Raw genomic sequence first — 23,596 nt, 5'->3', positions numbered from 1 at the left:
CACTCGAATGCCGCAATGTGCGCACGTGATGAAAAACAAAAACTCCCAGCCCACACCAAAACCCGATCGCGGCGACCTCACCAAAGAGAAGCTGCTTTCGACCTCGATCGACGTCTTTGGACGCTATGGCTTTGACGGGGCAAGTACTCGAAAACTCGCAGATGCGGCCGGCGTCAACCTGCAGGCGATCCCCTACTACTTCGGCGGTAAGGAAGGCCTCTACATCGCCGCAGCCGAGCATCTGGCGGCGATCATCGGCGGACATGTCGCCGATCTGCGAACCGTGATCCTGGAACGCCTTGCACGGCTTGATGCGGAAGGTGGCGCCATGAGCCCAACGGAGGCACGCGCCTTGCTGACGCAGATGGCCCAGCGCATGGTCGGCCTGTTCGTCAGCCGGCAGTCCGAGAGCTGGGCCCGGTTCATCATCCGCGAGCAGATGGAGCCGACGGAAGCCTTCGCACGGGTTTACGAAAACATCATGGGGCCGATGATCGGCATTGCCGGCCGACTGGTCGGCGCGATCCTTGGTGAGGACCCGGCATCGGAGCAGGTCCGGCTGAAGACGCTGTCTTTCGTCGGCAGCATCCTCGTCTTCCGCATGGCGCATGCCGCACTGCTACGGCAGATGCGGTGGGAGGCCGTCGGCCCCGCCGAACTGGAGATGCTGCAGCGCCATGCCGCCGGCCTCGTCGAAGCGCTCGGAGAGAATGGGGAGCGCCGCCCATGAACCGGAAAGTACTCATCCCGGTCGTCCTCCTCGCCGGAGCAGTCGCTGCCGGCTGGTGGTTCGAGCTACCCTTGCGGCTTGGATGGACCGAACAGCGCTCGGCCTCAGTGCTTTACGGCAATGTCGATATCAGGCAGGTGTCTCTCGGCTTTCGCGTGAGCGGGCGCATCGACAAGCTTGCTGTCGACGAAGGAGATCCAGTCAAGACGGGCGATATCCTCGGCAGCCTCGACGCCACGCCTTTTCAACAGGCGGTCGACGCGGCCGAGGCGGACCTCGGTGCGCTGCGCGCCAATCTTGAAAAGCTGAAAGCCGGTGCACGCAAGACAGAGATCGCTCAGGCGCGCGCCGCCCACGAGGAGCGTCTCGCCGATCTCCAGAATGCCGAGCTCGCCTATAAGCGCGCCCGACAATTGCGGCCGAATGGCACGATTTCGCAAGCGAATCTCGACGAAGCAAGCGCCGCTCGCGCCGCGGCGGCCGCTCGCGCCACCTCCGCCCGCGAAGCACTTGCACTGCTTGAGGAAGGAAGTCGGGTCGAAGACATCGCGGCTGCCACCGCACAGGTGCAGGCTGCCGAAGCCAAGCTTGCCAGCGCGCGCACTTCGCTTTCCGATACGCAGTTGCTGGCGCCAAGCGACGGCATCGTGCTTTCCCGTGTACGCGAGCCCGGCGCGATGATTGCGCCAGCAGATACCGCCTATGTGCTTTCGCTGAATGAGCCCGTCTGGGTTCGCGCCTACGTCGCCGAACCCGACCTTGGCCGTGTGCATCCCGGCATGAAAGTCGAGATCGTCTCGGATACGGCCCCGGACCGGCCCTATGAGGCAACGGTAGGCTTTATTTCTCCGGTTGCCGAATTCACGCCGAAGTCGGTCGAAACGCCGGAACTGCGCACCGATCTCGTCTACCGCCTGCGTATCGTGGTAACCAAACCGGGAGAGGATCTGCGCCAGGGGATGCCCGTCACCGTACGTCTGCCACCGGCTGAAGGGCGCGTGCCATGACCGACGAACCCTTCGTTCGGATCTCCGGCGTGGTAAAGCGCTTTGGCGAGCGCGCGCCCGCGCTCGATCATATCGACGGGGAAATTCTCGGCGGTCGCATCACCGGCCTGGTCGGCCCCGACGGTGCGGGAAAAACCACCCTGATCCGGTTGATGACCGGCCTGATGCTGCCCGACGAGGGCACGGTGGACGTGCTGGGCTTCGACACCGCGAAGGATCCCGCCAGCATTCAGGCGTCCATAGGCTATATGCCGCAGCGCTTCGGCCTTTATGAAGATCTGAGCGTGCAGGAAAACCTCGATCTCTATGCGGACCTGCGCGGCCTTCCGCTCGCCGAACGCACTGCGACATACGACGAGTTGCTCGAATTCACCGACCTCAAGCGCTTTACGTCGCGCTTGGCGGGCAAGCTTTCCGGTGGCATGAAGCAGAAGCTCGGGCTTGCCTGCGCGTTGCTCCGCAAACCACGCCTGCTGCTGCTCGATGAGCCGGGCGTCGGCGTTGACCCGATTTCCCGACGTGACCTCTGGAAGATGGTCGAAAACCTGACGGCCTCCGGCATCGGCGTTGTCTGGTCCACGGCCTATCTCGACGAGGCGGAGGCCTGCGACGGGGTGTTGCTGCTGAACGAGGGCAAGCTGCTTTTTGCCGGCGCGCCCGCCGAGTTGACGGGGGGCGTCGCCGATCGTGTCTTCAAGATTTCCGGCATCACGGGACGCCGCCGCGAGGCGCTTGCGCGATATCTCGACGAAGACGGCGTCGTCGACGGTGTCATCCAGGGGGAAGCCATCCGCCTTGTCATGGCACCAGGGGTAGCCCCGCCATCGGCATCGCCAGAGAAGAATGACGCCGCGCCGCAAGCGACGGTGACGCCGCCGCGTTTCGAAGATGCATTCATCGACATGCTCGGCGGCGGTCCGGGCGGCCGCTCGAAACTGGCCGAGGCGCAGACGCCGTTTAGGAACGAGAACGGCAGGCCAGTGATCGAGGCCCATGGCCTGACAAAGCGCTTTGGCGATTTCACCGCTGCCGACGACATCACCTTCGAGATTCCACGTGGCCAGATTTTTGGACTTCTCGGGCCCAATGGCGCCGGAAAATCGACGACGTTCAAGATGCTCTGTGGACTGTTGAAGCCGAGCGCCGGCGAAGGACGCGTCGCCGGCTTCGACCTGCGCCGCGACGCCGCCGAAGCGCGCAACCGCCTTGGCTACATGGCTCAAAAATTCTCGCTCTACGGCGATCTCAGCGTCGCGCAGAACCTGAATTTCTTTGCCGGTGTCTATGGCCTGTCCGGCGAGCGCAAGCGGGAGCGGACGCGATTGATGGTCGAGATTTTCGGTTTCGGCAATCTGCTCGACATGTCCGCCAAGGACCTGCCGCTCGGCCTCAAGCAACGCCTTGCCCTTGCCTGCGCCGTTTTGCACGAACCGGAAGCGCTGTTCCTTGACGAGCCTACCTCGGGCGTCGATCCAATCACCCGTCGCGAGTTCTGGACCCACATTAATGGCCTCGTCGAAAAGGGCGTGACGGTGCTGGTCACCACCCACTTCATGGACGAGGCAGAGTATTGTGATCGGATCTCGCTCATCTATCGCGGGCGCTCGATCGCGCTCGGCTCGCCGGACGACCTGAAGAAGCAGGTGGCCGATGCGGCCAACCCCGACCCGACGATGGAAGACGCCTTTATCGCCCTGGTGCAGGGGTCTGAAGAAAAACAGGCCGCGGCATGAATACCTCGGCACAAATCGAAACGCCGACGACCGGACGCGGACGCGGACGCCGCTTTGCAGCACTTGTGCGCAAGGAGAGCTACCAGATCGTCCGCGATCCGAGCAGCATCCTCATCGCCTTCGTCCTGCCGCTGATCCTCCTGTTCCTGTTCGGCTATGGCGTCTCACTCGATACCACGCAAACGCGCATCGGCCTGGTGGTGGAGCAGGAGATGCCTCTGACGCGCGATCTCGCCGCAGGCTTTCAGGCATCGCGCTACTTCTCTGTCAGTCTCGGCCGTGACCGTCGCGATTTCGAAGACGATCTCGTGCTCGGGCGTATCCGTGGGATCGTCATCATCCCTGCCCGCTTTGCTGCCGATCATGCCGCCGGACGACACCCGGCATTACAGGTTCTCGTCGATGGCTCGGATCCGAACACCGCCAACTTCGTGCAGAACTATGCCCAGGCTACAGTCGCCAACTGGGAGCGCCAACGGCTCGAGGAGGATGCCGGCCGGCCGCCGGCAATCTCCGCGGAGCAACGGTTCTGGTTCAACCCGGAGCTGACGAGCCGGAACTTCCTCGTGCCCGGCTCGATCGCCATCGTTATGACCCTCGTCGGCACGCTTTTGACCTCGCTGGTCGTCGCGCGCGAGTGGGAGCGCGGCACGATGGAGGCGATGATGGCAACGCCCGTATCGGCAGCGGAGCTGCTCGCCGGCAAGCTGTTGCCCTATTTCCTGCTCGGGCTGGCGTCGATGACGCTTTGCGTGCTCCTGGCCGTCTTTCTCTTCGGCGTACCGTTTCGGGGCTCCGTTGCAGCCCTGTACGCGCTTTCGGCGACGTTCCTGATGCCGGCGCTCGGCCAAGGCCTGCTGATTTCCGCGGCCACCAAGAACCAGTTCCTGGCCTCGCAGCTTGCGCTGATCTCGGCCTTCCTGCCGGCCTTTCTGCTGTCCGGATTCCTGTTCGAGATCAACTCCATGCCGACTGTCATCCAATGGATCACCTTCATCGTGCCGGCCCGTTATCTCATACCGAGCCTGCAGACGGTGTTTCTGGCAGGCGACATCTGGCCGATGTTCCTGCAGGCGATCGCCGTCATGCTGCTGATCGGCTGCGTGTTTTTCGCGCTCGCGGCCCGAAGCACCCGCAAGAGGATTGGTTGACATGTGGTGGACCCGGCTCAAGGCGTTGATCGTCAAGGAACTGCTGGCAGTGCTGCGCGACCCCAAGGGCCGCGCAATCCTGATCGGACCGCCGATCGTGCAGCTTCTGGTGTTTTCCTATGCGGCTACGCTTGAGGTGACCAATGTCGACGTCATGGTTCTCAATCGCGACAACGGCCATTGGGGACAAGAACTGGTCGAACGGATCGACGGCTCCCCGACGTTTCGAAGCATCGCGTTCACCGATGATCAGCATGAAGTTCGCGACGCCATCGACAGGCAACGCACTATTGCCGCCCTGGAGATCGGCCCAACCTTCTCGCGCGACATAGAAGCTGGCCAGCCCGCCAAGGTCCAGATTATTCTCGACGGGCGTCGGTCGAATGCGTCCCAGATCGTCTCCGGCTATCTCGGACGCATCGTCGGCACGCTCGCCGCCGATACGCCGGCCGGCAAGCGCGTGTCGTCCGAGGCGATCACGGTCGTGGCGCGGAACTGGTTCAACCCCAACCTCACCTATCAATGGTTCATGGTGCCCAATCTCGTTGCCAGCATCGCGCTGTTAATCGGGCTGATCGTCACTGCGCTCTCGATCGCGCGCGAACGGGAGCTTGGCACCTTCGACCAGTTGATGGTGTCGCCGTTGCGCACCCATGAGATCCTGATCGGCAAGCTGATCCCGCCGATGATGATCGGGCTGTTGCACATCACGGTCTATATTCTCGCCGCCGTCTTCATCTTCGGCGTGCCGCTGCGCGGCTCGCTGTTCCTGCTCTACGGCAGCGCAGTGTTCTATCTCGCCGCCGTTGTCGGCCTCGGCCTGTTCATTTCCGCATTGTCGATGACGCAGCAGCAGGCGATCCTCGGCGCCTTCCTGTTCATGGTGCCGGCGATGTTGCTCTCGGGCTTCGCCACACCGATCGAAAATATGCCCGCCTGGCTGCAGCCGGTCACGCTTGTCAATCCGTTGCGCTATTTCCTGGTGATCGTGAAGGGCGTGTTCCTGAAGGACATTCCGCTGGCCGAGGTCGTGCGTCAGACGATTCCGCTCTGCGTCATCGCCCTTGTCACGCTCTCGGCCGCTTCATGGCTGTTCCGCCGCCGGCTGGAATGAATATCAACCCTTGATGAAACGCTCGATCGCAGAGATTTCATTCTGGCGGATGTCGTGCCCACCGGCATGCCATTCGATCTCGGTGGCTGTGCCCTGCGCCTTGAAATAGTCCGCCAATGCCTGCGTCTGAGGCGCCGGGCAAATCGGATCGCGCTCCCCGGCCGTGATCAGAACTTGACGCCCCGCGAGCGCTGCATTGTCTCTGGGGCGGAACGGGATTAGCGGATGCATCAGGATAGCCTTGTCGAATAGGCCGTTCTCGATCAGCACGTTGGCAAGAATGTTCGCCCCGTTCGAATAGCCGAGCCCAATGACCTCGGATGCCTGGTGTTCGCCTGCGAGGGTCCTGACGAATTCGTCCATCTTTTTGGTTGCACGGGATAGGTCCGCCATGTCGTAGACGCCCTCGCCTGTCCGCTTGAAGAAGCGGGCAGCGCCATGCTCCGACACGTCGCCACGCGGCGAAATGATCGTCGCTTCCGGCATCAGCTGGGTTCCGAAGGTGAAGAACTGGTTTTCGTCGCCGCCCGTGCCGTGGAAGACGAAGAATATCGGATTGCCCGGCTCGCCGGCCTTCAGTTTATGGACGTAGCCGTGATCTGCCATGGAAAGTCTCCTTGTTGCTTGCCGGATGTGGCATCGGCGGCGTCGCCCGCCGCCGTGCGCTTCAGCCAATAGATTTAGGCTTCCAGCTTCTGCAGATGGTTTTCGAGAACTGGGCGCAGGTGCTTGTGCTGTTGCGGCAGCTTCAGCGCCTCGCCGAGATGGGCCAGATCCTCATCACGGTTGAAGCCCGGCTCGTTGGTGGCGATCTCGAACAAGACCCCGCCCGGCGTGCGGAAGTAGATGGCCCAGAAGTAATCGCGGTCGATCACCGGGGTGACCTGGTAGCCGGTGTCCATCAGCGCCTTGCGGACTTCGAGCTGCTTTTCGCGATTGTCGACGGCAAAGGCGATGTGATGAACGGAACCCGCACCCTGAGCGGCACGGTTGAGGTTCGGCATGGTCTCAAGGTCAATCAGACCCGCGCCGTTGCCATCAGGCATAATCAGGCGGGTGACGCCGTCCTTACGGTCCAGTTCCTCGTAGCCCATGAACTTCAGAAGTTCCGCTGTCGCCCCTTCGTCGCGCAGCCGCATTGCGGCCGAATGGAAGCCGTGGATTGCATGGTCCTGCGAAACGCCGCCATCCGTCCAAGGCGCCCGCGGATCGTCGCGCACTTCGACCAGCGCAAAGCCGTCGCCATCAGGGCCTGCAAAGTTCAAACGCTTTTCACCGAAGGTCTCTTCATCCTTGAGCCCGCTGACGCCGAGGCTCGACAGCCGCTCGCGCCAGAAGCCGAGTGCGCCCTCGGGAACGGAAAAGACGGTGGTCCCGACTTCGCCCGTGCCGGCACGTCCGCGCGGCATCTGCGGGAAAGGAAAATAGGTCATCACCGTGCCGGGCGTGCCGGCTTCATCGCCATAATAGAGATGATAGACATCAGGGGAATCGAAGTTCACCGTCTTCTTGACGCGGCGCATGCCCAGTGTCTTCGTGAAGAACTGATTGTTGGTGAAGGCGTCGTCCGCCATCGATGTAACGTGATGCAGGCCCTTGATCTGATTGAGCATTGCCGTGATCCTTTCTCCGCCCGCCAAGACCGGGCTTTGTCGTGACGCATAGATGCGCCCATCCGGATCGTTGCGAAAGACGGCCGCGACCAAACGCATTGTCAACATACCGTTGACGACTGGAGAAAATCGTTGAACGAATGACGAGCAGACGATCCGTGCCTTGTGGGTGGATCGGCTGCTGCTTAAGATCGGCATCGGCCACATTGTGGCTGTCGGGAACGTGCGGGAGGAGGAGCCCAGACATTCCGTGAAATACCGCCTGGTTGTTGCTGTCATCCTGCTGCCGCTGGCGGTTGCCGCGCTTGCCTGGCAAGGCAATGCCGTGGCCACGCGCAGCTATCTCGATGAAGCATCGGCGCAGGCAAATACGGCACTGAGGCTCGCAGTGGCGGCCCTCGATGGTCACCTCAACCGCTACCAGGCTCTGCCCGCTTTGATCGCCGACCACGACGACATCCGTGAACTTGCGACACGACCGCGCGACCGCCGGCTGAGAGAGGCCGTGAACGCCTATCTCAAAGATATCAATGCACTTCTCAACTCATCCGATATCTATGTGATCACGCCGGACGGCGACACGATAGCTGCCAGCAACTATGACGGTCCGACGAGCTTCGTCGGGCAGAATTTCAGCTATCGCCCCTATTTTCAGGAAGCCCTGCGCGGGCAGCAATCCCGCTTCTACGCACTCGGCACGACATCGTTGAAACGCGGCTACTATTTCGGCTCGCCAATCCGCGTGGGTGACGACATTCGCGGCGTCATCGTCTTCAAGGTGGATATCGAGAGCATCGAGGCATCCTGGCAGGGAGGCGAATACAAGATCTTCGTTTCCGACCCGGAGGGCATCATTTTCATGTCCGGCACGCCGGAATGGCTCTATGCGTCAGTCCTGCCGCTGACCCTGGAGCGGCTTGCACGCACGGAGACATCAAGGCGCTATGCCAATGCCACCTTGCGCGCACTGCCTGTCGCGCGCACCAGCCTCACTGATCACGACCTGATGACGATCGCGTCCAGCGACACGAGCCGGGAGTACCTGCTACTGTCGCAATACATGGCCGATGCCGACTGGACTGTGAATGTGCTGACCGACACGGCATCCGTCCGCACCCAGGCGCTGACCACCGTCATCGCTGCCCTTCTGCTTCTATGCCTCACCGGCCTTGCCGCCGCCATTCTCTGGCAGCGCCGCTCCCGTCTCAACGAGCGCATCTCGATGCAGGCGGAAGCCCAGGCCGAACTCGAGCGACGCGTCGACGAACGCACCGCGGACCTTGCGCGCGTCAACGTGCAGATCGAGGAAGAAGTCGCCGAACGGCGCCAGACCGAGCAACAATTGCGTCGGACCCAGGCGGACCTCATCCAGGCGGGTAAACTCGCGGGCCTCGGCCAGATGTCAGCGGCGCTTTCACACGAATTCAACCAGCCACTGGCGGCGGCAAAAACCTATGCCGACAGCGCAGCCTTGCTGATCGAGCGTGGGCGGGCCGAAGAGGCAAGTGACAACATCCGGCGCATCTCCGGCCTGGTCGACCGCATGGCCGCAATCAGCCGGCATCTGCGCAATTTTGCGCGCAAGCCTAATGAGAAGCTCGGGCCGGTGTTGATCGAGGATGTCGTGCGCGACACGATGGAGATCGTCGCTGTCAGGCTGAAGGCGGCCGCGGCCGACGTCGACATCGATCTTGGTCCAGCGCCGCTGGTGGTGCGCGCCGGTTCTGTCCGCCTGCAACAGGTGCTGGTCAATGTCATCTCCAACGCAGCCGACGCGGTCGAGGGGCTGGACGATCGCCACATCCGGCTTCGCGCCTGGAGCGACGGCGACAAGGTCGTGCTCGCGGTCAGCGACCGCGGTCCCGGCGTACCTGCGGCGATCGCCGAACGCATCTACGACCCATTCTTTTCGACCAAAGGCGTCGGCAAGGGACTAGGCCTTGGCCTGTCCATTTCCTACAACATCGTCAAGGACTTCGGCGGCAGCCTGACTGCCACGAACCTCGCCGAAGGCGGTGCGGAATTCCGCATCGAACTTCCCGTCGCCGATGATCAGGGCCAGGAGGCCGCCGAATGATCGAGAGCCGCGTCCTGCTTGTCGATGACGAAGAGGAGCTGCGCCATTCGAGCGCACAGGCGCTGGAACTCGCCGGCTTCCGCGTCGATACCTTCGCGAGCGCGGAACACGCCCTGGAGTTCATCGGTTTCAGCTTCCCCGGTGTCGTCATCAGCGACATCCGGATGCCGGGCATGGACGGGATGACCTTCCTGCAGCGCATCCGCGAGATCGACGTCGAGGTGCCGGTGATCCTTGTCACCGGCCATGGCGACGTTCAACTGGCCGTGCGCGCCATGCGCGAAGGCGCCTATGATTTCGTCGAAAAGCCCTTCACCGCCCAGATGCTCGCCGGCACCATTCGCCGCGCGCTCGACTGGCGCGCACTGGTACTCGAAAACCGGCGGCTCAAGGCGGTGGCCGGCAAGCGCGACGACATCGAACAACGCCTGCCCGGCCGCAGTCAGGTCATGGTCGATCTGCGCTATCGGGTCCGCGCAATCGGCGCCTCTGATGCCGACACCTTGATCATCGGCGACACCGGCGTCGGCAAGGAGGTCGTGGCCCGCACCCTGCACGATCTGAGCGGCCGGGCAAACAATCCCTTCATCGCCATCAACTGTGCAGCCCTGCCCGAAAACTTGATCGAGAGCGAGCTTTTCGGACATGAGCCAGGCGCGTTTCCCGGCGCGATCCGTCCACGCTACGGCAAGTTCGAACATGGGCGCGGCGGCACCATCCTGCTCGACGAGATCGGCTCGATGCCGATCGATCTGCAGGCCAAGTTTCTGCGCGTCCTGCAGGAGCGCGTGATCACGCGGCTCGGCTCCAACGAGGTGGTGCCGCTGGATGTGCGCTTCATCGCTACCAACAAGGTCGATCTCGAGCAGGAGGTGGCCGCCGGCCGCTTCCGGCCCGACCTTCTCTATCGCCTCAATGTCGCGACGCTGCGCGTGCCGCCGCTGACGCAGCGTCGTGCCGACATTCCGCTCTTGTTCCTGCAGCTCGTACGGGAATCCGCGGCTCGTTACGGCCGCGATGAAGTCGAGGTATCGCAGAACCTGCTGGCCGAGATGGCGGAACGCAACTGGCCGGGCAACGTGCGCGAATTGCGTAACGCCGCCGAAAGGCTGGTTCTTGGGCTCGATACGGCTTCGAACGAAATCAACTCGTCCGAGCCGAACAGCGGCCGTTTGGCCGACAAGGTCGCAGCGTTCGAGAAGGGGCTGATTGCCAATGCCATAGCCACCTACGGCGGCGCCCTGAAGCCCGTATACGAGTCGCTCGGCATCTCACGGAAAACGCTCTACGAGAAGATGCAGAAATTCGGGCTCGACAAGAAGCTCGTTGCGACGGACATGTCTGGCGAAAGCGACGGGCGGTAACGTCGGCGACCACGCGGCGACGCCGGACGTCATGCGCATGGTGTCCCCGCAATACCGCGTACCCGCGACACTGCTGCGCCCAACCCAAAACGAGAACAGGGGCGCGGATGCCGCGCCCCTGCAAAGCCCTGGTAAGGGTTCCGCCTTAAACGTTGAAGGCCGCACCGATGAGCGTCTTGGTGTAAGGCTCCTTCGGTGCAGTGAAGATCCCGTCGGTATCGGCTTCCTCGACGATCTTGCCGTTCTTCATCACGATCACGTAGTCCGACATTGCCTTCACCACCGACAGATCGTGGCTGATGAAGATGTAGGACAGGCCGTGCGAGCGCTGCAGATCGCGCAGCAGCTCGATAACCTGGCCCTGGACGGAGCGGTCGAGCGCCGATGTCGGCTCGTCGAGAATAACCACCTTCGGCTTCAGGATCATGGCACGCGCGATCGCGATGCGCTGCCGCTGACCACCCGAAAACTCGTGCGGATAGCGGTTGCGCGAGGCCGGATCGAGCCCGACCTCCTTCAACGCTTCGATGGCACGACGGTCGCGATCGGCACGGCTAAGCGAGGGCTCGTGCACTTGCAGGCCTTCCGTGATGATTTCACCGACGGTCCTGCGCGGAGACAGCGAGCCATAGGGATCCTGGAACACCAATTGCAGCGCACGCCGTAGCGGGCGCATCTGGCCGCGGTCGAAGCCGGAGATGTCGGTCGTGCCGAAGCGGTAATAGCCGCTGCTCGGCAAAAGCCGCAGCAAGGCACGCCCGAGCGTCGACTTGCCGGAGCCGGATTCACCGACAACGCCGATCGTCTGGCCCTCGCGAAGCCGCAGGTTGACCTTGTCGACCGCGCGGAAGACGGCATTGCCGCGGGTGAAAAACCCACCGCCGATCGCGTAGTCGACACAGACGTCCCGACCTTCAAGGATGATCGGTGCGCCGTCCGCCGGAGGTGCCTTGCGGCCGCTCGGCTCTGCTGCGAGCAGCATCTTCGTATAGTCGGCCTGCGGCCGCTCGAAGATGTCTGCGGTCGTTCCCTGCTCCACCACTTCGCCGCGGCGCATTACCGCGACGCGTTCGGCAAAGTGCTTGACGATGCCGAGATCGTGCGTGATCAGCACGATCGCCATGCCGAAGCGCTTCTGCAACGACTTCAGGAGATCGAGGATCTGAGCCTGGATCGTCACGTCAAGCGCTGTCGTCGGCTCGTCGGCGATCAAAAGGTCAGGCTCGTTGGCGAGCGCCATCGCAATCATCACGCGTTGACGCTGGCCGCCCGAAAGCTCGTGCGGATAGCTGTCGATGCGTCGACCCGGCTCGGGGATGCCGACCAGTTCGAGCAGTTCCAGCACGCGCTTGCGCGCCTGCTTGAACGTGCCGCCGCGGTGGTGCACGATCGGTTCGGCGATCTGCCGGCCGATCGTGTAGAGCGGGTCGAGCGAGGTCATCGGCTCCTGGAAGATCATCGTGATCTTGGAACCGCGCACGCCGTTGAGCGCCTTGGGCGAAAGACCCACCAGCTCCTGACCGCGATAGCGGGCAGAACCGGTAACGGTGCCGTTCTTGGCGAGCAGTCCCATGATGCCCATCATGGTCTGGCTTTTGCCCGAGCCGGACTCGCCGACAACAGCAAGAGTCTCGCCCGTACGCACGTCGAGATCGATACCCTTGACCGCTTCGACCGTCCCGTCAGGCGTCGAGAAGTTCACCTTGAGGCCGCGAACGGCCAGGATGGTTTCGTTTGTGTCAGCCATGTCAGCGGTCCTTCGGGTCGAGCGCATCGCGCAGGCCGTCGCCGACGAAGTTCAACGAGAACAGCGTCAGAACAAAGAAGATGGCCGGGAAGATCAGCAGCCAGGGCGCCGACTGGATGTTGTTGGCACCTTCCGAAATCAACGCTCCCCAGCTCGTCAGCGGCGCCTGAACGCCAAGGCCGAGGAACGAGAGGAAGCTCTCGAGCAGGATCACCTTCGGCACGACGACGGTGACGAAAACGATGACAGGACCGATGGTGTTCGGAATGATGTGCCGGCGGATGATCTGCCAGTCCGTCAGGCCGAGCGCCTGGGCTGCACCGACAAACTCCCGCCGTTTCAGCGCCAGCGTCTGGCCGCGCACGATACGGGCCATATCCAGCCATTCGACCGCGCCGATCACCAGGAAGATCAGGATGAACGAGCGTCCGAAGAAGACCACGAGCACGACAACGAGGAAGACGAAGGGCAGAGAATACATGATCTCCACCAGTCGCATCATGACGTTGTCGACGCGGCCGCCGATGTAACCCGACGTCGCGCCGTAGACGACGCCGATGCCGAGCGACACGAGACTTGCCAAGAGACCGACGGCAATCGAGATCTGGCCGCCGAGCATGACGCGCACCAGCAGATCGCGGCCGTTCGAATCGGTGCCGAACGGGAAATACTCGCGATTGACCTGACCGGTCACCTTGAGAGTACGACCCTCGTCCTCCGTTGCCACGACCTGAGTGTCACGGAACTCGTTGGCACGATCGAAGTAGCGCGTCGCGCGGGCATCGATCGGCTGCTCCGAGGTGATCGTCGCGGTGAAGGTCTCACCGTCGATGTTGAACTCCTTGAGCGTGACGCGGGCGCGTGTTGCGATCCCTTCCATCACCCCTTGCAGGGTGGACGTGTCAGGGCGCGGCTCGAGGCTTGGTCCGATATTCACGTAGGACGGGAACACCTGGTCGTAGGTATGCGGCGAAAACAGTGGCCCGAGGAACGAGAATACTGCGATGAGGGCCAGCATGACGCAGCCGGCCATGGCAGCGCGGTTGCGCTTGAAGCGCATGGCCGCCAGCTGGAAGAGGCTGCGCCCCTTGGTTTCCGGCGTTACCGCCGGCGTCTGGACGACATCAGTCATGGCGAACCCTCGGATCGAGCAGGCCGTAGAGAATGTCGACCAAAAGATTGAAAACGATAACGAAGATGGCGACGAGAATGACCGTGCCCATCACCAGCGTATAGTCGCGGTTGATGGCCCCGAGGACGAAGTAGCGGCCGACGCCCGGAATGGTAAAGATCGTCTCGACCACAGCCGAACCGGTGAGCAATGCCGCCGCGCAAGGTGCGAGGTAGGAGACAACCGGCAGCATCGCGCCGCGCATGGCGTGGGTGATGACGACTGTCCTTGCCGGAAGGCCGTAGGCCTTGGCCGTTCGGATATGGTCGGTGTGCAGCGCCTCGATCATCGAACCGCGGGTAAGCCGCGCGAAGACCGCGAGCTGCGGCAGTGCGAGCGCGATCATCGGCAGGATCAGGAAGCGCAACGAACCGTCACCCCAACCGCCGGCCGGCAGCCAGGCCAGGACGATGGCGAAGACCAGCGTCAAGACAGGACCAACGACGAAATTCGGTACGGTGACGCCGAGCGTCGAGACCGACATGATCGTGAAGTCGAGGATGCTGTTTTGCCGGAGTGCAGCGATCGTACCGGCGGTAACGCCGCCGATCACGGCAAACAGCAGTGCGTACAGGCCGAGCTCCATCGAATAGGGCAAGCCCTTGCCGATCAACTGCGCGACGTTGTTATCCTTGTAGATATAGCTCGGGCCAAAGTCGCCGGTCACCGCATTGCTGAGATAGTGAACGTATTGGCGCCACAGGGGCTGATCGAGCTGATAGGTCGCCATCAGGTTCGCCATTGTTTGTGGCGGAAGAGGACGCTCGAGGTTGAAGGGGCCGCCAGGGGCAAACCGCATCAGGAAAAAGGAAATGGTGACGACAATAAACAAGGTCGGCACCGCACTCGCCAATCGGCGAAGGATGAAGGAAATCATTGACGTGCTCCGGAGGCGACGCGCGGCATTTTCACCGCGCGTCGTCCCTGTTCGTTATTCGGCGACGCTCAGGAACCGGCTCAAGTGCTGGTTCGGCGAGTTGTCCTGCCAGCCCTTGACGCGGTCGGAAACCAGCCACAGGTCGGCCTGGGTCAGAAGCGGAGCGATCGGCTGTTCCTTCATCAGCAGAGCTTCAGCTTCATGCAGCAGCTTGGAGCGAGCTGCCGGATCCTGCTCCTCGTAAGACTTCTTCATCAGCGCGTCGAATTCAGCGTTTTCGAAGTGGCCGTAGTTGAAGGTCTTGTTGGAGCTAAGGCTGAGAGCGAGGAAGTTCTCGGCGTCGGCGTAGTCGGCAACCCAGCCGGCGCGCGCAACGTTGAACTTGCCGCCTTCCTGCAGGTAGGCATAGTGCGAGGACACGTCGAGGTTCACCAGCGACACCTTGGCGCCGAAGGTGTTCTTCCACATGTCGGCAACGGCCGTTGCAACACGCTCGTGGTTCGGGTTGGTGTTGTAGCGCAGCTCGATTTCGAGCGGCTTGCCACCTTCGCCGTAACCGGCTTCCTTCATCAGAGCCAGTGCCTTGTCTTCGCGATCGAGCTGCGACAGGGTGCCGAACTCGGCCTTGGACGGATCACCGTAGCTCTCGATGCCCGGGGGCACCATCGAGTAGGCCGGCAGCTGCGAGCCGGCGTAGATTTCCTTGGCGAGGAAGTCGCGATCGACTGCCATCGACAGGGCCTGACGAACGCGAACGTCGCTATAGGGCTCCTGGCGGGTATCGAAGGCGTAGTAGTAGGTCGCGAGCGTCGGCGAAACATGAACCTGTTCGCCATGGGACTTGCGCAGACGATCGAGCTGATCGGCCGAGAAGTTGTAGGCGAGATCCATTTCCTTCGCTTCGAAGCGGCGAACCGAGGCGGCCTGGTCGTCGATCGGGTAGAAGATGACCTTGTCGAGCTTGACGTTGGCGGCATCCCAGTAGTTGGGGTTCTTGACGGCGGTCAGGCTGTCGTTCGGAACGTGCGCGGCGAGCGTGAATGCACCGTTCGAAACCATGACGCCCGGCTTGACGAAGTCCGCGCCATTCTTTTCGACGCTTGCCTTGCTGACCGGAAGTGCCGTCTGGTGCGCCAGCAGCTCGAGGAAGAACGGGGTCGGGCGCTCAAGCGTGATTTCGAGCGTCTTGTCGTCGACAGCCTTCATGCCGAGCTGGTCGGTCGGCAGTTCACCCTTGTTGACCTTTTCGGCGTTCTTGATCGGGAAGAGAATGTTGGCGTAGCCGGCCGCGACCTTCGGGTCTTCGACACGGCGGAACGAGAAGACGAAATCTTCTGCAGTCAACGGTGAACCGTCGGACCACTTCGCGTCAGCGCGCAGCTTGAAGGTATAGACCGTACCGTCGTCCGAAAGCTCCCACGTTTCGGCTGCACCCGGGACGATCTTGCCCGAGGCGTCATAGATCGTCAGGCCTTCGTAGAGATCCTTGAGGATGAACTCTTCGATGTTGATCGACGTATGGGCCTGGTCCAGCGTCTGCGGCTCACCGGCGTTGCCACGATGCAGGACAGCTTCGGCAAGAGCCGGGCTTGCTCCGATGAGCAACGAGCCGATCAGCGCGGCGGCGCTTAGGTTGAGTTTCAGTGATGCCATTTTGTTTCTCTCCTTCCCCTTTTTTGGGTTTGTGATCGCAGGAGAGAAGTGCAAATCTTTCTCGAACGCAAGGCGGATTCTGCAACCTGCTGCATCTTTATCTATAGAGTTGTAATTTTACGAAATCACAGGTTGTATTTCGTTTGCGGTCCTTTTCGTCGTTTTTGCGACGCAGGTGTGACAACCGGGCGGCAATCCACGCGTTTCTACTGCAACGTTTTAGATGCTGGCGCCGCTCTGTCCCCAGAACGGCAAGAATCGGCCCTGATGCAAATTTCGTGAATTCAAGGCGCAGTTTACGTAATGTGCGGAAAGAAACAGAGCCTTTGCCGCAATCTTCTTGCAAAGCGTTCACTCAGCAGCGACACTGTGTTTCCCTATAAGTGTTTTCTGTCTCGGTGCAACCCACCATCGACACACGGAAAAGTGGTATTGACCTTTCCCTACCCGCTCATCCGCGGCGCACCACTAGAAAGCGAAACGGTTAGATCCGCTGTGTTGCATCCAGTCCACAGTAAAATCGATTGAAGCGGCTTCGGCACCCCTCGCAGGGGCCCTCTTGACCGTTGCCAAACCACTTTGATGAACTATTGTGCGCCAGACTTCGGTGGGCGCGACCATTTCGCACGCGTTGTCACGCCGCACGACAATCCGGCCATCGACATTGCGTCGATGCAAGCACGTGCGGCGCTTCGCCGGACCATTTTTCGTGGCGCACAAGGCTGTGCCGAAACACTAAAGGGAGATATCGAATGGCATTGATCACATTGCGGCAACTGCTCGACCATGCGGCGGAGAACGACTACGCGCTGCCGGCGTTCAATGTGAACAATCTCGAATACATTCAGGCCGTCATGCGCGCTGCTGACGCCACTGATTCCCCCGTCATCCTGCAGGCAAGCCGCGGTGCTCGCTCCTATGCGGGCGATGCGTTCCTGCGCCATCTCATCCTTGGTGCGGCGGAAGAATATCCGCACATTCCCGTTTGTCTGCATCTCGATCACGGCGACCAGCCGTCGACCTGCATTTCGGCGATCACCAACGGCTTCACCTCCGTCATGATGGACGGTTCGCTGGAAAAGGACGGCAAGACCGTCGCCAGCTATGAATACAATGTCGCGGTCACCGCCGAAGTCGTGAAGATCGCCCATGCGGCCGGCGTTTCCGTTGAAGGCGAACTTGGCTGCCTCGGCAACCTGGAAACCGGCGCTGGCGACAAGGAAGACGGCCACGGCTTCGAAGGCAAGCTGTCGCGCGAGGAGCTGCTCACCGATCCGGAACAGGCCTTCGACTTCGTCACCAAGACCGGCGTCGATGCGCTGGCCGTTGCCATCGGCACGAGCCATGGCGCCTACAAGTTCACCCGCGAGCCGGATGGCGAGATCCTGTCGATCGAGACGATCGCAAAGATCAACAAGCGCCTGCCGAACACCCACCTCGTCATGCACGGCTCGTCCTCGGTTCCGAAGGATCTGCAGGACCTGTTCAACACCTATGGCGGCAAGATGAAGCCGACCTGGGGCGTTCCGGTGTCGGAAATCCAGAAGGCGATCCCGCTCGGCGTGCGCAAGGTCAACATCGACACCGACCTGCGTCTGGCCATGACCGGAACGATCCGCAAGAACTTCGCTGAAAACCCGGAGAATTTCGACCCGCGCACCTACCTAAAGCCAGCAACGGCTCTCATGACCGAAGTTTGCAGGGAGCGTTTCGAAGCCTTCCGCACCGCCGGCAAGGCATCGAAGATCCGCACCCTGCGCTTGCCGGAGATGGCAAAGCGCTACGCAGCCGCCTGATCCGCGAACCGGCCGCCCCTCTTCCCAATGGAACGACGGGAACGGGGGTGGCCTGTTCGAGCGCTTGGCGACAGACAACAGTCGGCGCGCGGCCCGTGATCAAGCGGCCGCGCGCCGATTTCGTTTCGATCGCGATGGCTGGTTCGGCGAGCGGACGCCAGGCCAGCGATATCCAAGTACTCACTCGGCCCCAGCGCTCATTCAGGCGCGGCGCTCGCCCGCCGCTTCATGCTCGTAAAGCTGATCCATGCTCAAGGTGGCCACGTCAGCGAAAGGCGCCTGGCTTTTCACCCGGCCACCGCCGAGGATGACGACCTCGTCGCAAAATGAAATCGTGCTGCGGTGATGACTGATGACGATGGTCGTGCGGTGCCCGGCCCTCGATTTCAGCGTCTCGACGATGGCAGCTTCGGACAGGCCGTCGACCGCGTTGGTGGCTTCGTCCAGGATCAGGATCTCGGGGTCGCGCACGAGGGCTCTGGCCAGGGCAACCCGCTGCCGCTGCCCCGCCGAGAGGCTGGCGCCTCTGTATCCGACGACGGTTTGATAACCCTGCGGCAGGCTTTCGATGAAGCCGTGTGCTTCGGCCATCCTGGCCGCGTGCTCCACTTCTGCGGTCGTCGCCTCCCGGCCATAGGTGATGTTCTCCAGGATCGTACCATCCACCAATTCCAGGTCCTGGCTGGCGAGCGCGATCTGGTTCCGCCACTGAACCGGGTCTATCCGGTTCAGGGGGATACCATCGACGAGGATCTGCCCCTCGTCCGGTTCGACGAAGCGGCATAACAGATTGACGATCGTGGTTTTCCCGGCACCGGACCGGCCGATGACCGCCGTCGAGCGGCCGCCACGGATATTGAATGTCGCGGCATGCAGCACCACGGCACGCGAGCCAGAACTCGGATATCGGAAGGTCACCCGATCAAATCTCAGCTGCTGTCGCAGACAATCGAATGGCTCCCTCCCCTCGGGTGGCTTTGGCTTGTCGGATGCGTCCAACAGCCACCGCACCTCCTCCAATGAGCCGCTCCAGCCCTGGATCTGGCTCCAGGACAATTGCAGCGCACGCACGTGCGGCTGCAATCGATAGAGCAGGACCACGAAGGCAACGATGACGGGAAAGCTGACGCCGACAGACCAGGCGGCGACAACAACAGCCAGGAAGAGGGCGGAGTGGAGCGTCTCGGTGAGTGGCGGCAGCACGCCCTGACGGGCCTGTAGCGAGAACCCGGCGCGTCTGACCGCATCCGACGCCGTATCGAACACGGCCTTCTCCCGCGCCTCCTGGCCGAATATCCGTATCAAACGACCGGCATGAACAAGATGGAGCATTCGAGCCGCAAGCTCGCTGTTAAAGGAGGTGACTTCTCGGCTCGGCCCCTTGAGGGTTGCAGACAGGACGTAGTGCACGAGCTGGACGAGAACGAGGCCGAGCGCCACGAACAGCGTCATCTGCCAGGACAGAAGTAGGAGGAATGCCAGGAGAATGACGGCGGCCGAGCCATTCACGACCGCCGCAAGGACGGTCTGGATTGCATCGGAGGCCCGCCAGGACTCATTTGAAATGATGTTGAGCAGGCGCCCCGGATTCTCCTTCATGAAAAAGGGATAGCCGACCCGCAGGAGCTGACCCGACAGGGCGCTGCGGATCGAGTGTCCTGCCTTGCCGTTGATGAAGGTCGCGAGCACGGTGTTGGCAAAGGCGATGACGTTCTTGAGCGCGATCAAGGCAAAAGCCGCGCCTGCGATGACAATCAGCCGCTCGCCGTCGTCCAGCCCCGACCCGACCTGTTGGAACAGCGAGGAGACGCCGTTCAATGCCGCTGGATCCTGATCGCCGGCAATGATGCCCAGCATGGGGATGATGAGGCCGATACCGACGCCCTCGAGTGCTGCGCTGCAAAGGCCGAGAATCACCACGGCCGGAAGCAGACGCATTTGTCCGCCGAGCGCATCGCGCAATAGCTGCAGGCCCGGCAAGAAGATTCTGAACATGGCGACCGTCCTCAGCGGTGGAGTTGCTCTTCGGCCCGTTGCTCGGCCGGACCTGGCGATCGCTCCGCGACGAACAGGCCCACGAACTTGAGGGCACCGAGCAGGTTCATGAAAACGATCGGCCAGTGCGATAGGTGCAAGACGGGGTCGAACCGGGCGCCACCGAAGATTTCCCCGAACGCCGACCTGACGGTCCAACAGAAATGCCGCAGCAGCCACGGCGCGGTGCGCAGGTGCTTCAGGCAAAGCGCGCCATTGCCGAAGCTGTAGTTGCAATGAAGTGTCTCGATTGCCGCCCGTGCGCGACGGCCGTGATGATGGAAGACGACCATGTCGGGGACATATTCGACGGGGATACCAAGTCGATCGGCGCGCACGAGATAATCGGTGTCCTCTGCCGACAGCAACGGCGCGCCCGCGCCAAACCGTTCGTCGAAGGGGCCGACGCGCAATGCGACCTCACGATGCATTGTCATGTTGCAGCCCAGCACGAAGCCGCCTGGATGAACCTCATGCGTCAGCCGTTCGCGCACGTTCGACCGTTTGATGGTGAATGGCAAGTCGGCGGGGTTGCCGAGCTCGACACGGCCGCCGCGGATGACCCCGCCCCCGCCGCCTGCACAGTGGTGTTCCAGATCGCGCAGATAGCCGACGTCGACTTCGCAGTCATCATCAATGAAGATCAGGATCCTGCCGCGTGCATGTGCCATTGCGGTATTTCTTGCGACAGCCAGGCCCGGTCGGGTCTCGACGGCATGCGTGATCGCCATGGGTGACGCGGCCGCAATCCGGCTGATGCGATCGGGTGTGCCGTCCGTTGAGCCGTTATCCACCACAACAAGCTCGCATCGCACTGTGGCATGGGAGCGGCACGTCGCCTCGATCGATCGGATACAGGCATCGAGCGCCTCAACGCGGTTGCGCGTGCAGACGATGAAGCTTGCGAAGGTCTCTTCGCGCGCGGCCGACGTCGGCACCCACGGCGTCTCCGTCGCGTTCGCGCATCCCTTTGCCGCCCATGCCGGGCGTTCGACTGTCATATTAGACCGGGCCATGACGAGGAAGGACGTTCGCTGCCGGCACCGACTGCAGGTATCGCGACAGGGCATCCATGCGCCTCATCGCAGCCAGCGACATGCTGCTGCACCAGGGCGCATGAACGCCTGCGATGAGGCCGTATCGCTCCCGGCGCCGGATAAGCCCCCATTTGCCCGTCCGCGTTAGGAACTCATGGGTGAGCTGCGGCCGCCGCTCGTCGCTGACAAGCTGGTAGAGGAAATAGAAGAGGTTCAAGGCGCCTTCCTCATAGCCGGCGCGGCCTTGCTTCGGGTACCCGGAAATCCTGTCTTCGAGCGCCAGAATGCTGTTCGCAGCATTTCCGATCGTCTCGGCCGTGACGGCAAGGCCGATGTCATTGAGCGCCTGGGGATTGTCGCAAAGACGTTCGCGCTCGAGGTTTTCAGCAACAATCTTCAAGTGGGTACGGCGCATTTGGCGCTTGTGCTTGTTCGTCACGCTGTTGCCATGGATACGATAGGCGACCATGGCCTCGTCGATCATCATCGCCGGAAAACGGTCGGTGACACGCCGGAAGAGATCGAAATCCTCCGCATGCACATAAAGCGCGTCATATGTGAGCATATCCTCCGGTATGACATGCCTGTTGTAGACGACGGTCGAGTGCATGAAGATCGTGAAGAACATCGACAGCGCCTTCAGGTTCTCCGGCCGATAGATCGGATTGGGCGTGCCGCGGACGATACGATCGCCGATGAGCGTATCGATGCCGGTGCCGCACAGCGCGAGCTGTGGCTGTTGCATGAACAGCGACACCTGCCGCGACAGCCGTGACGGATAGGAAATGTCGTCGGCATCCATCCGTGCGATGAGATCGCCCTTTGCCAGAGCGAGACCTTCGTTCAAGCTCGCGATCAAACCGCGGTTCTCGCGGGAGATGATAGTGACGCGGTCATCGGCCTTTTGATAACGGCGCATGATTTCCAGTGAGCGATCACGCGAACCATCGTCGATGGCGATGATCTCCAGCCGCTGGTAGTCCTGCCTCAGAATGCTCTCAAGCGCCGCGGCGAGATAGGACTCGGCGTTGTAAACGGGCAGCAGGACGGAAACCAACGGAACGGTCATGAACAATCTCGAACACTATTGCAGATCTGAGGCTTGAAGCGCGTTTGCCCGGCCAGCGGCGTCCGCACGATAAGCCGGATGCGGCCGCTCGTCCCCTCGCCCCTGAAACCAGTCGACAGTGCTTCCAGCACTCGCGGATGGTGCACTTGGCCGACCGTTGGCACGAAGATAGGGAAAGTGCCGCTTCAAGCCGTTGAGCGGCCTCTCTAACGCCAGCCAGGAGAACGCCGCCACGACCAAAGTGGCGGCACCTGCGACGACCAAGCGCCCAACGCCCTGTTCCGAAACGTTGACCGGTATCCACCCCTGCGCCTTGACGACCAGCGCCAGCACGACCGGATGAAACAGGTAGACGCCATAGCTGACACGCCCAAGCGCCGTTAGCGGCGGGAGTTCCAGCAACCTGCCGAAATCGCCACGAAACCCGGCGGAAGCGGTGCCGACCAACATTACAAGCGGGACGAGAGGCAAAACTTCGAGACCGATCCAAACGATCCAATCAAGTGCCGGCCCCACCGGCATCGATCGACCCCAAAGCAGCACGAGGGATAATATGGAAAACGGCAGCCAACTGACTGTCATCCATCGCGGCCAGGCCGTGGCCGTCGATCGGTGAACAGCCAAGAGGGCACCAGCCGCCAGCGCATCCATCGATGCCGGAGGCAGCAGGTCTCGTGCAAGCGAGGGCTCACCCGTGAGCGGCCAATAAAATCGGTATGCCAGCGAACAGGCGATGACGCCGATGCAGAGCCGCCCGATCCAGTGGCGCGGCGTCAGCAGAATGAGGAGCGGCCAGACGATGTAGAATTGTTCTTCAATGCTCAGGCTCCAGGTGTGGCAGAGCACCCACGGCGTCCACGCATCCTTGAGCGCGTACCAGAAGTTCGAGAGATAAAGCGCGTGCCATGCCCAGCCTTCCCTGGCGCCTTCCAGGTTGACCAGCCACACGAAGCCAAGCATGCCGAAATAGGGTGGGAAGATGCGCAGGGCACGGCGGATATAGAACGACCTGAGGGTCGTCGCTGCTTCGAACTGAGCCGCGGAACGCGCGTCGAGGAGCAGCCGCGTTATCAGAAAGCCGCTGAGCACGAAGAACATCCGCACGCCGAGATGCCCCCAATGGGAATCATCGGCGGCAAAGAAATGCGCGTACAGCACCATCAAAACGGCAACGGCTCTCAATCCGTCCAGTTGCCGGTCGCGCATAGTCAGCATTCAACGTCCCCTCGGAGTTCCGACCGCTGCGGTCTACTTCCTGTGGAGCCAACTCCGTGGTCAGCTACGATTTTTGCCGCGAGGTTGCCATTTGCTTCGAAGAAGCGCGAAGGGTCCGGTCGGTCGCAAGACGCGTTGAGGGCGGCCCCCAAAACCTTAGGGCCGAATAGGGCCAAACTTTGACCGCTTGATTGGCAAGCGCGCGCAT

General features: G+C 61.9%; 18 protein-coding genes. 8 read left to right on the top strand and 10 right to left on the bottom strand.

The window, feature by feature from the left end; genetic code table 11:
- The first annotated feature begins 28 nt into the window (after positions 1–28).
- From C6558_RS11025 to C6558_RS11005, 5 genes are read left to right on the top strand one after another with little or no spacing between them, the layout of a single operon-like run.
- Positions 29–730: a CerR family C-terminal domain-containing protein gene (locus C6558_RS11025; RefSeq protein WP_107027242.1), complete on the top strand. Its 702-nt coding sequence runs from the start codon at positions 29–31 to the stop codon at positions 728–730.
- Positions 727–1,737 carry a secretion protein HlyD gene (gene hlyD / locus C6558_RS11020; RefSeq protein WP_025428700.1) on the top strand — a complete coding sequence of 337 codons (1,011 nt, stop codon included), beginning with the start codon at positions 727–729 and terminating at the stop codon, positions 1,735–1,737. Before C6558_RS11025 ends, hlyD begins: the two co-directional genes overlap by 4 nt.
- Positions 1,734–3,470: an ATP-binding cassette domain-containing protein gene (locus tag C6558_RS11015; RefSeq protein ID WP_107027241.1), complete on the top strand. Its 1,737-nt coding sequence runs from the start codon at positions 1,734–1,736 to the stop codon at positions 3,468–3,470. Before hlyD ends, C6558_RS11015 begins: the two co-directional genes overlap by 4 nt.
- On the top strand, positions 3,467–4,621 hold the full coding sequence (locus tag C6558_RS11010) for an ABC transporter permease (RefSeq protein ID WP_107027240.1): 1,155 nt from the start codon (positions 3,467–3,469) through the stop codon (positions 4,619–4,621). Before C6558_RS11015 ends, C6558_RS11010 begins: the two co-directional genes overlap by 4 nt.
- Before the next feature lies 1 nt (position 4,622).
- Positions 4,623–5,735: an ABC transporter permease gene (locus C6558_RS11005; protein ID WP_107027239.1), complete on the top strand. Its 1,113-nt coding sequence runs from the start codon at positions 4,623–4,625 to the stop codon at positions 5,733–5,735.
- Between the two features lie 3 nt (positions 5,736–5,738).
- Here the strand turns inward: C6558_RS11005 and C6558_RS11000 are convergent, their stop codons facing one another.
- Both C6558_RS11000 and C6558_RS10995 read right to left on the bottom strand, forming a co-directional pair.
- Positions 5,739–6,341 carry an alpha/beta hydrolase gene (locus tag C6558_RS11000; protein ID WP_107027238.1) on the bottom strand — a complete coding sequence of 201 codons (603 nt, stop codon included), beginning with the start codon at positions 6,339–6,341 and terminating at the stop codon, positions 5,739–5,741.
- A 74-nt stretch (positions 6,342–6,415) separates the two neighbouring features.
- A complete protein-coding gene (locus tag C6558_RS10995; RefSeq protein WP_107027270.1) occupies positions 6,416–7,348 on the bottom strand; it encodes a VOC family protein in 933 nt (310 codons plus the stop codon).
- Between the two features lie 250 nt (positions 7,349–7,598).
- Between C6558_RS10995 and C6558_RS10990 the strand changes: the two genes are divergently transcribed.
- Both C6558_RS10990 and C6558_RS10985 read left to right on the top strand, forming a co-directional pair.
- Entirely contained in the window at positions 7,599–9,425 is a 1,827-nt protein-coding gene (locus C6558_RS10990; RefSeq protein WP_107027271.1) for a sensor histidine kinase, read from the top strand.
- Positions 9,422–10,789 (top strand): sigma-54 dependent transcriptional regulator, encoded by a 1,368-nt coding sequence (locus tag C6558_RS10985; RefSeq protein WP_025428693.1) that lies wholly within the window; start codon positions 9,422–9,424, stop codon positions 10,787–10,789. Before C6558_RS10990 ends, C6558_RS10985 begins: the two co-directional genes overlap by 4 nt.
- Before the next feature lie 145 nt (positions 10,790–10,934).
- Here C6558_RS10985 and C6558_RS10980 read toward each other — a convergent pair whose 3' ends face one another.
- The 4 genes from C6558_RS10980 to C6558_RS10965 are packed head-to-tail and all read right to left on the bottom strand — an operon-like array spanning position 10,935 to position 16,237.
- Positions 10,935–12,536 (bottom strand): ABC transporter ATP-binding protein, encoded by a 1,602-nt coding sequence (locus tag C6558_RS10980; RefSeq protein WP_107027237.1) that lies wholly within the window; start codon positions 12,534–12,536, stop codon positions 10,935–10,937.
- Between the two features lies 1 nt (position 12,537).
- Positions 12,538–13,668: an ABC transporter permease gene (locus C6558_RS10975; protein WP_025428691.1), complete on the bottom strand. Its 1,131-nt coding sequence runs from the start codon at positions 13,666–13,668 to the stop codon at positions 12,538–12,540.
- Positions 13,661–14,584 (bottom strand): oligopeptide ABC transporter permease OppB, encoded by a 924-nt coding sequence (gene oppB, locus C6558_RS10970; RefSeq protein WP_025428690.1) that lies wholly within the window; start codon positions 14,582–14,584, stop codon positions 13,661–13,663. Before oppB ends, C6558_RS10975 begins: the two co-directional genes overlap by 8 nt.
- A 54-nt stretch (positions 14,585–14,638) precedes the next feature.
- Positions 14,639–16,237, bottom strand: coding sequence for a peptide ABC transporter substrate-binding protein (locus C6558_RS10965; protein WP_025428689.1), 1,599 nt, complete (start codon positions 16,235–16,237; stop codon positions 14,639–14,641).
- A gap of 752 nt (positions 16,238–16,989) precedes the next feature.
- Here C6558_RS10965 and fba point away from each other — a divergent pair.
- Complete coding sequence (fba, locus tag C6558_RS10955) at positions 16,990–18,033, top strand: class II fructose-bisphosphate aldolase (RefSeq protein WP_053248972.1); 1,044 nt, start codon at positions 16,990–16,992, stop codon at positions 18,031–18,033.
- 201 nt (positions 18,034–18,234) lie between these two features.
- Here fba and C6558_RS10950 read toward each other — a convergent pair whose 3' ends face one another.
- Genes C6558_RS10950 through C6558_RS10935 form a run of 4 tightly spaced genes read right to left on the bottom strand, consistent with a single transcriptional unit; the run spans position 18,235 to position 23,388 of the window.
- Positions 18,235–20,028 carry an ABC transporter ATP-binding protein gene (locus C6558_RS10950; protein ID WP_107027235.1) on the bottom strand — a complete coding sequence of 598 codons (1,794 nt, stop codon included), beginning with the start codon at positions 20,026–20,028 and terminating at the stop codon, positions 18,235–18,237.
- 11 nt (positions 20,029–20,039) lie between these two features.
- The gene (locus C6558_RS10945; protein ID WP_107027234.1) at positions 20,040–21,068 is read right to left on the bottom strand and encodes a glycosyltransferase family 2 protein; all 1,029 of its coding nucleotides are present in this window, start codon (positions 21,066–21,068) and stop codon (positions 20,040–20,042) included.
- Position 21,069: 1 nt separating this feature from the next.
- Complete coding sequence (locus C6558_RS10940; protein WP_057220667.1) at positions 21,070–22,173, bottom strand: glycosyltransferase family A protein; 1,104 nt, start codon at positions 22,171–22,173, stop codon at positions 21,070–21,072.
- A 15-nt stretch (positions 22,174–22,188) separates the two neighbouring features.
- On the bottom strand, positions 22,189–23,388 hold the full coding sequence (locus tag C6558_RS10935) for an acyltransferase (RefSeq protein WP_107027233.1): 1,200 nt from the start codon (positions 23,386–23,388) through the stop codon (positions 22,189–22,191).
- Positions 23,389–23,596 lie beyond the last annotated feature (208 nt).

The sequence above is a fragment of the Ensifer sp. NM-2 genome (assembly GCF_003024455.1).
Lineage (GTDB): Bacteria > Pseudomonadota > Alphaproteobacteria > Rhizobiales > Rhizobiaceae > Ensifer > Ensifer canadensis.
The sequence above is the reverse complement of the archived record's forward strand: the minus strand, read 5'-3'. Positions and strand labels throughout refer to the sequence as shown.

Excerpts from the sequence above, each read along its gene's own strand:
- C6558_RS11025 (WP_107027242.1), top strand. The coding sequence starts at position 29 with ATGAAAAACAAAAACTCCCAGCCCACACCAAAACCCGATCGCGGCGAC.
- hlyD (WP_025428700.1), top strand. The coding sequence starts at position 727 with ATGAACCGGAAAGTACTCATCCCGGTCGTCCTCCTCGCCGGAGCAGTC.
- C6558_RS11015 (WP_107027241.1), top strand. The coding sequence starts at position 1,734 with ATGACCGACGAACCCTTCGTTCGGATCTCCGGCGTGGTAAAGCGCTTT.
- C6558_RS11010 (WP_107027240.1), top strand. The coding sequence starts at position 3,467 with ATGAATACCTCGGCACAAATCGAAACGCCGACGACCGGACGCGGACGC.
- C6558_RS11005 (WP_107027239.1), top strand. The coding sequence starts at position 4,623 with ATGTGGTGGACCCGGCTCAAGGCGTTGATCGTCAAGGAACTGCTGGCA.
- C6558_RS11000 (WP_107027238.1), bottom strand. The coding sequence starts at position 6,341 with ATGGCAGATCACGGCTACGTCCATAAACTGAAGGCCGGCGAGCCGGGC.
- C6558_RS10995 (WP_107027270.1), bottom strand. The coding sequence starts at position 7,348 with ATGCTCAATCAGATCAAGGGCCTGCATCACGTTACATCGATGGCGGAC.
- C6558_RS10985 (WP_025428693.1), top strand. The coding sequence starts at position 9,422 with ATGATCGAGAGCCGCGTCCTGCTTGTCGATGACGAAGAGGAGCTGCGC.
- C6558_RS10980 (WP_107027237.1), bottom strand. The coding sequence starts at position 12,536 with ATGGCTGACACAAACGAAACCATCCTGGCCGTTCGCGGCCTCAAGGTG.
- C6558_RS10975 (WP_025428691.1), bottom strand. The coding sequence starts at position 13,668 with ATGACTGATGTCGTCCAGACGCCGGCGGTAACGCCGGAAACCAAGGGG.
- oppB (WP_025428690.1), bottom strand. The coding sequence starts at position 14,584 with ATGATTTCCTTCATCCTTCGCCGATTGGCGAGTGCGGTGCCGACCTTG.
- C6558_RS10965 (WP_025428689.1), bottom strand. The coding sequence starts at position 16,237 with ATGGCATCACTGAAACTCAACCTAAGCGCCGCCGCGCTGATCGGCTCG.
- fba (WP_053248972.1), top strand. The coding sequence starts at position 16,990 with ATGGCATTGATCACATTGCGGCAACTGCTCGACCATGCGGCGGAGAAC.
- C6558_RS10950 (WP_107027235.1), bottom strand. The coding sequence starts at position 20,028 with ATGTTCAGAATCTTCTTGCCGGGCCTGCAGCTATTGCGCGATGCGCTC.
- C6558_RS10945 (WP_107027234.1), bottom strand. The coding sequence starts at position 21,068 with ATGACAGTCGAACGCCCGGCATGGGCGGCAAAGGGATGCGCGAACGCG.
- C6558_RS10940 (WP_057220667.1), bottom strand. The coding sequence starts at position 22,173 with ATGACCGTTCCGTTGGTTTCCGTCCTGCTGCCCGTTTACAACGCCGAG.
- C6558_RS10935 (WP_107027233.1), bottom strand. The coding sequence starts at position 23,388 with ATGCTGACTATGCGCGACCGGCAACTGGACGGATTGAGAGCCGTTGCC.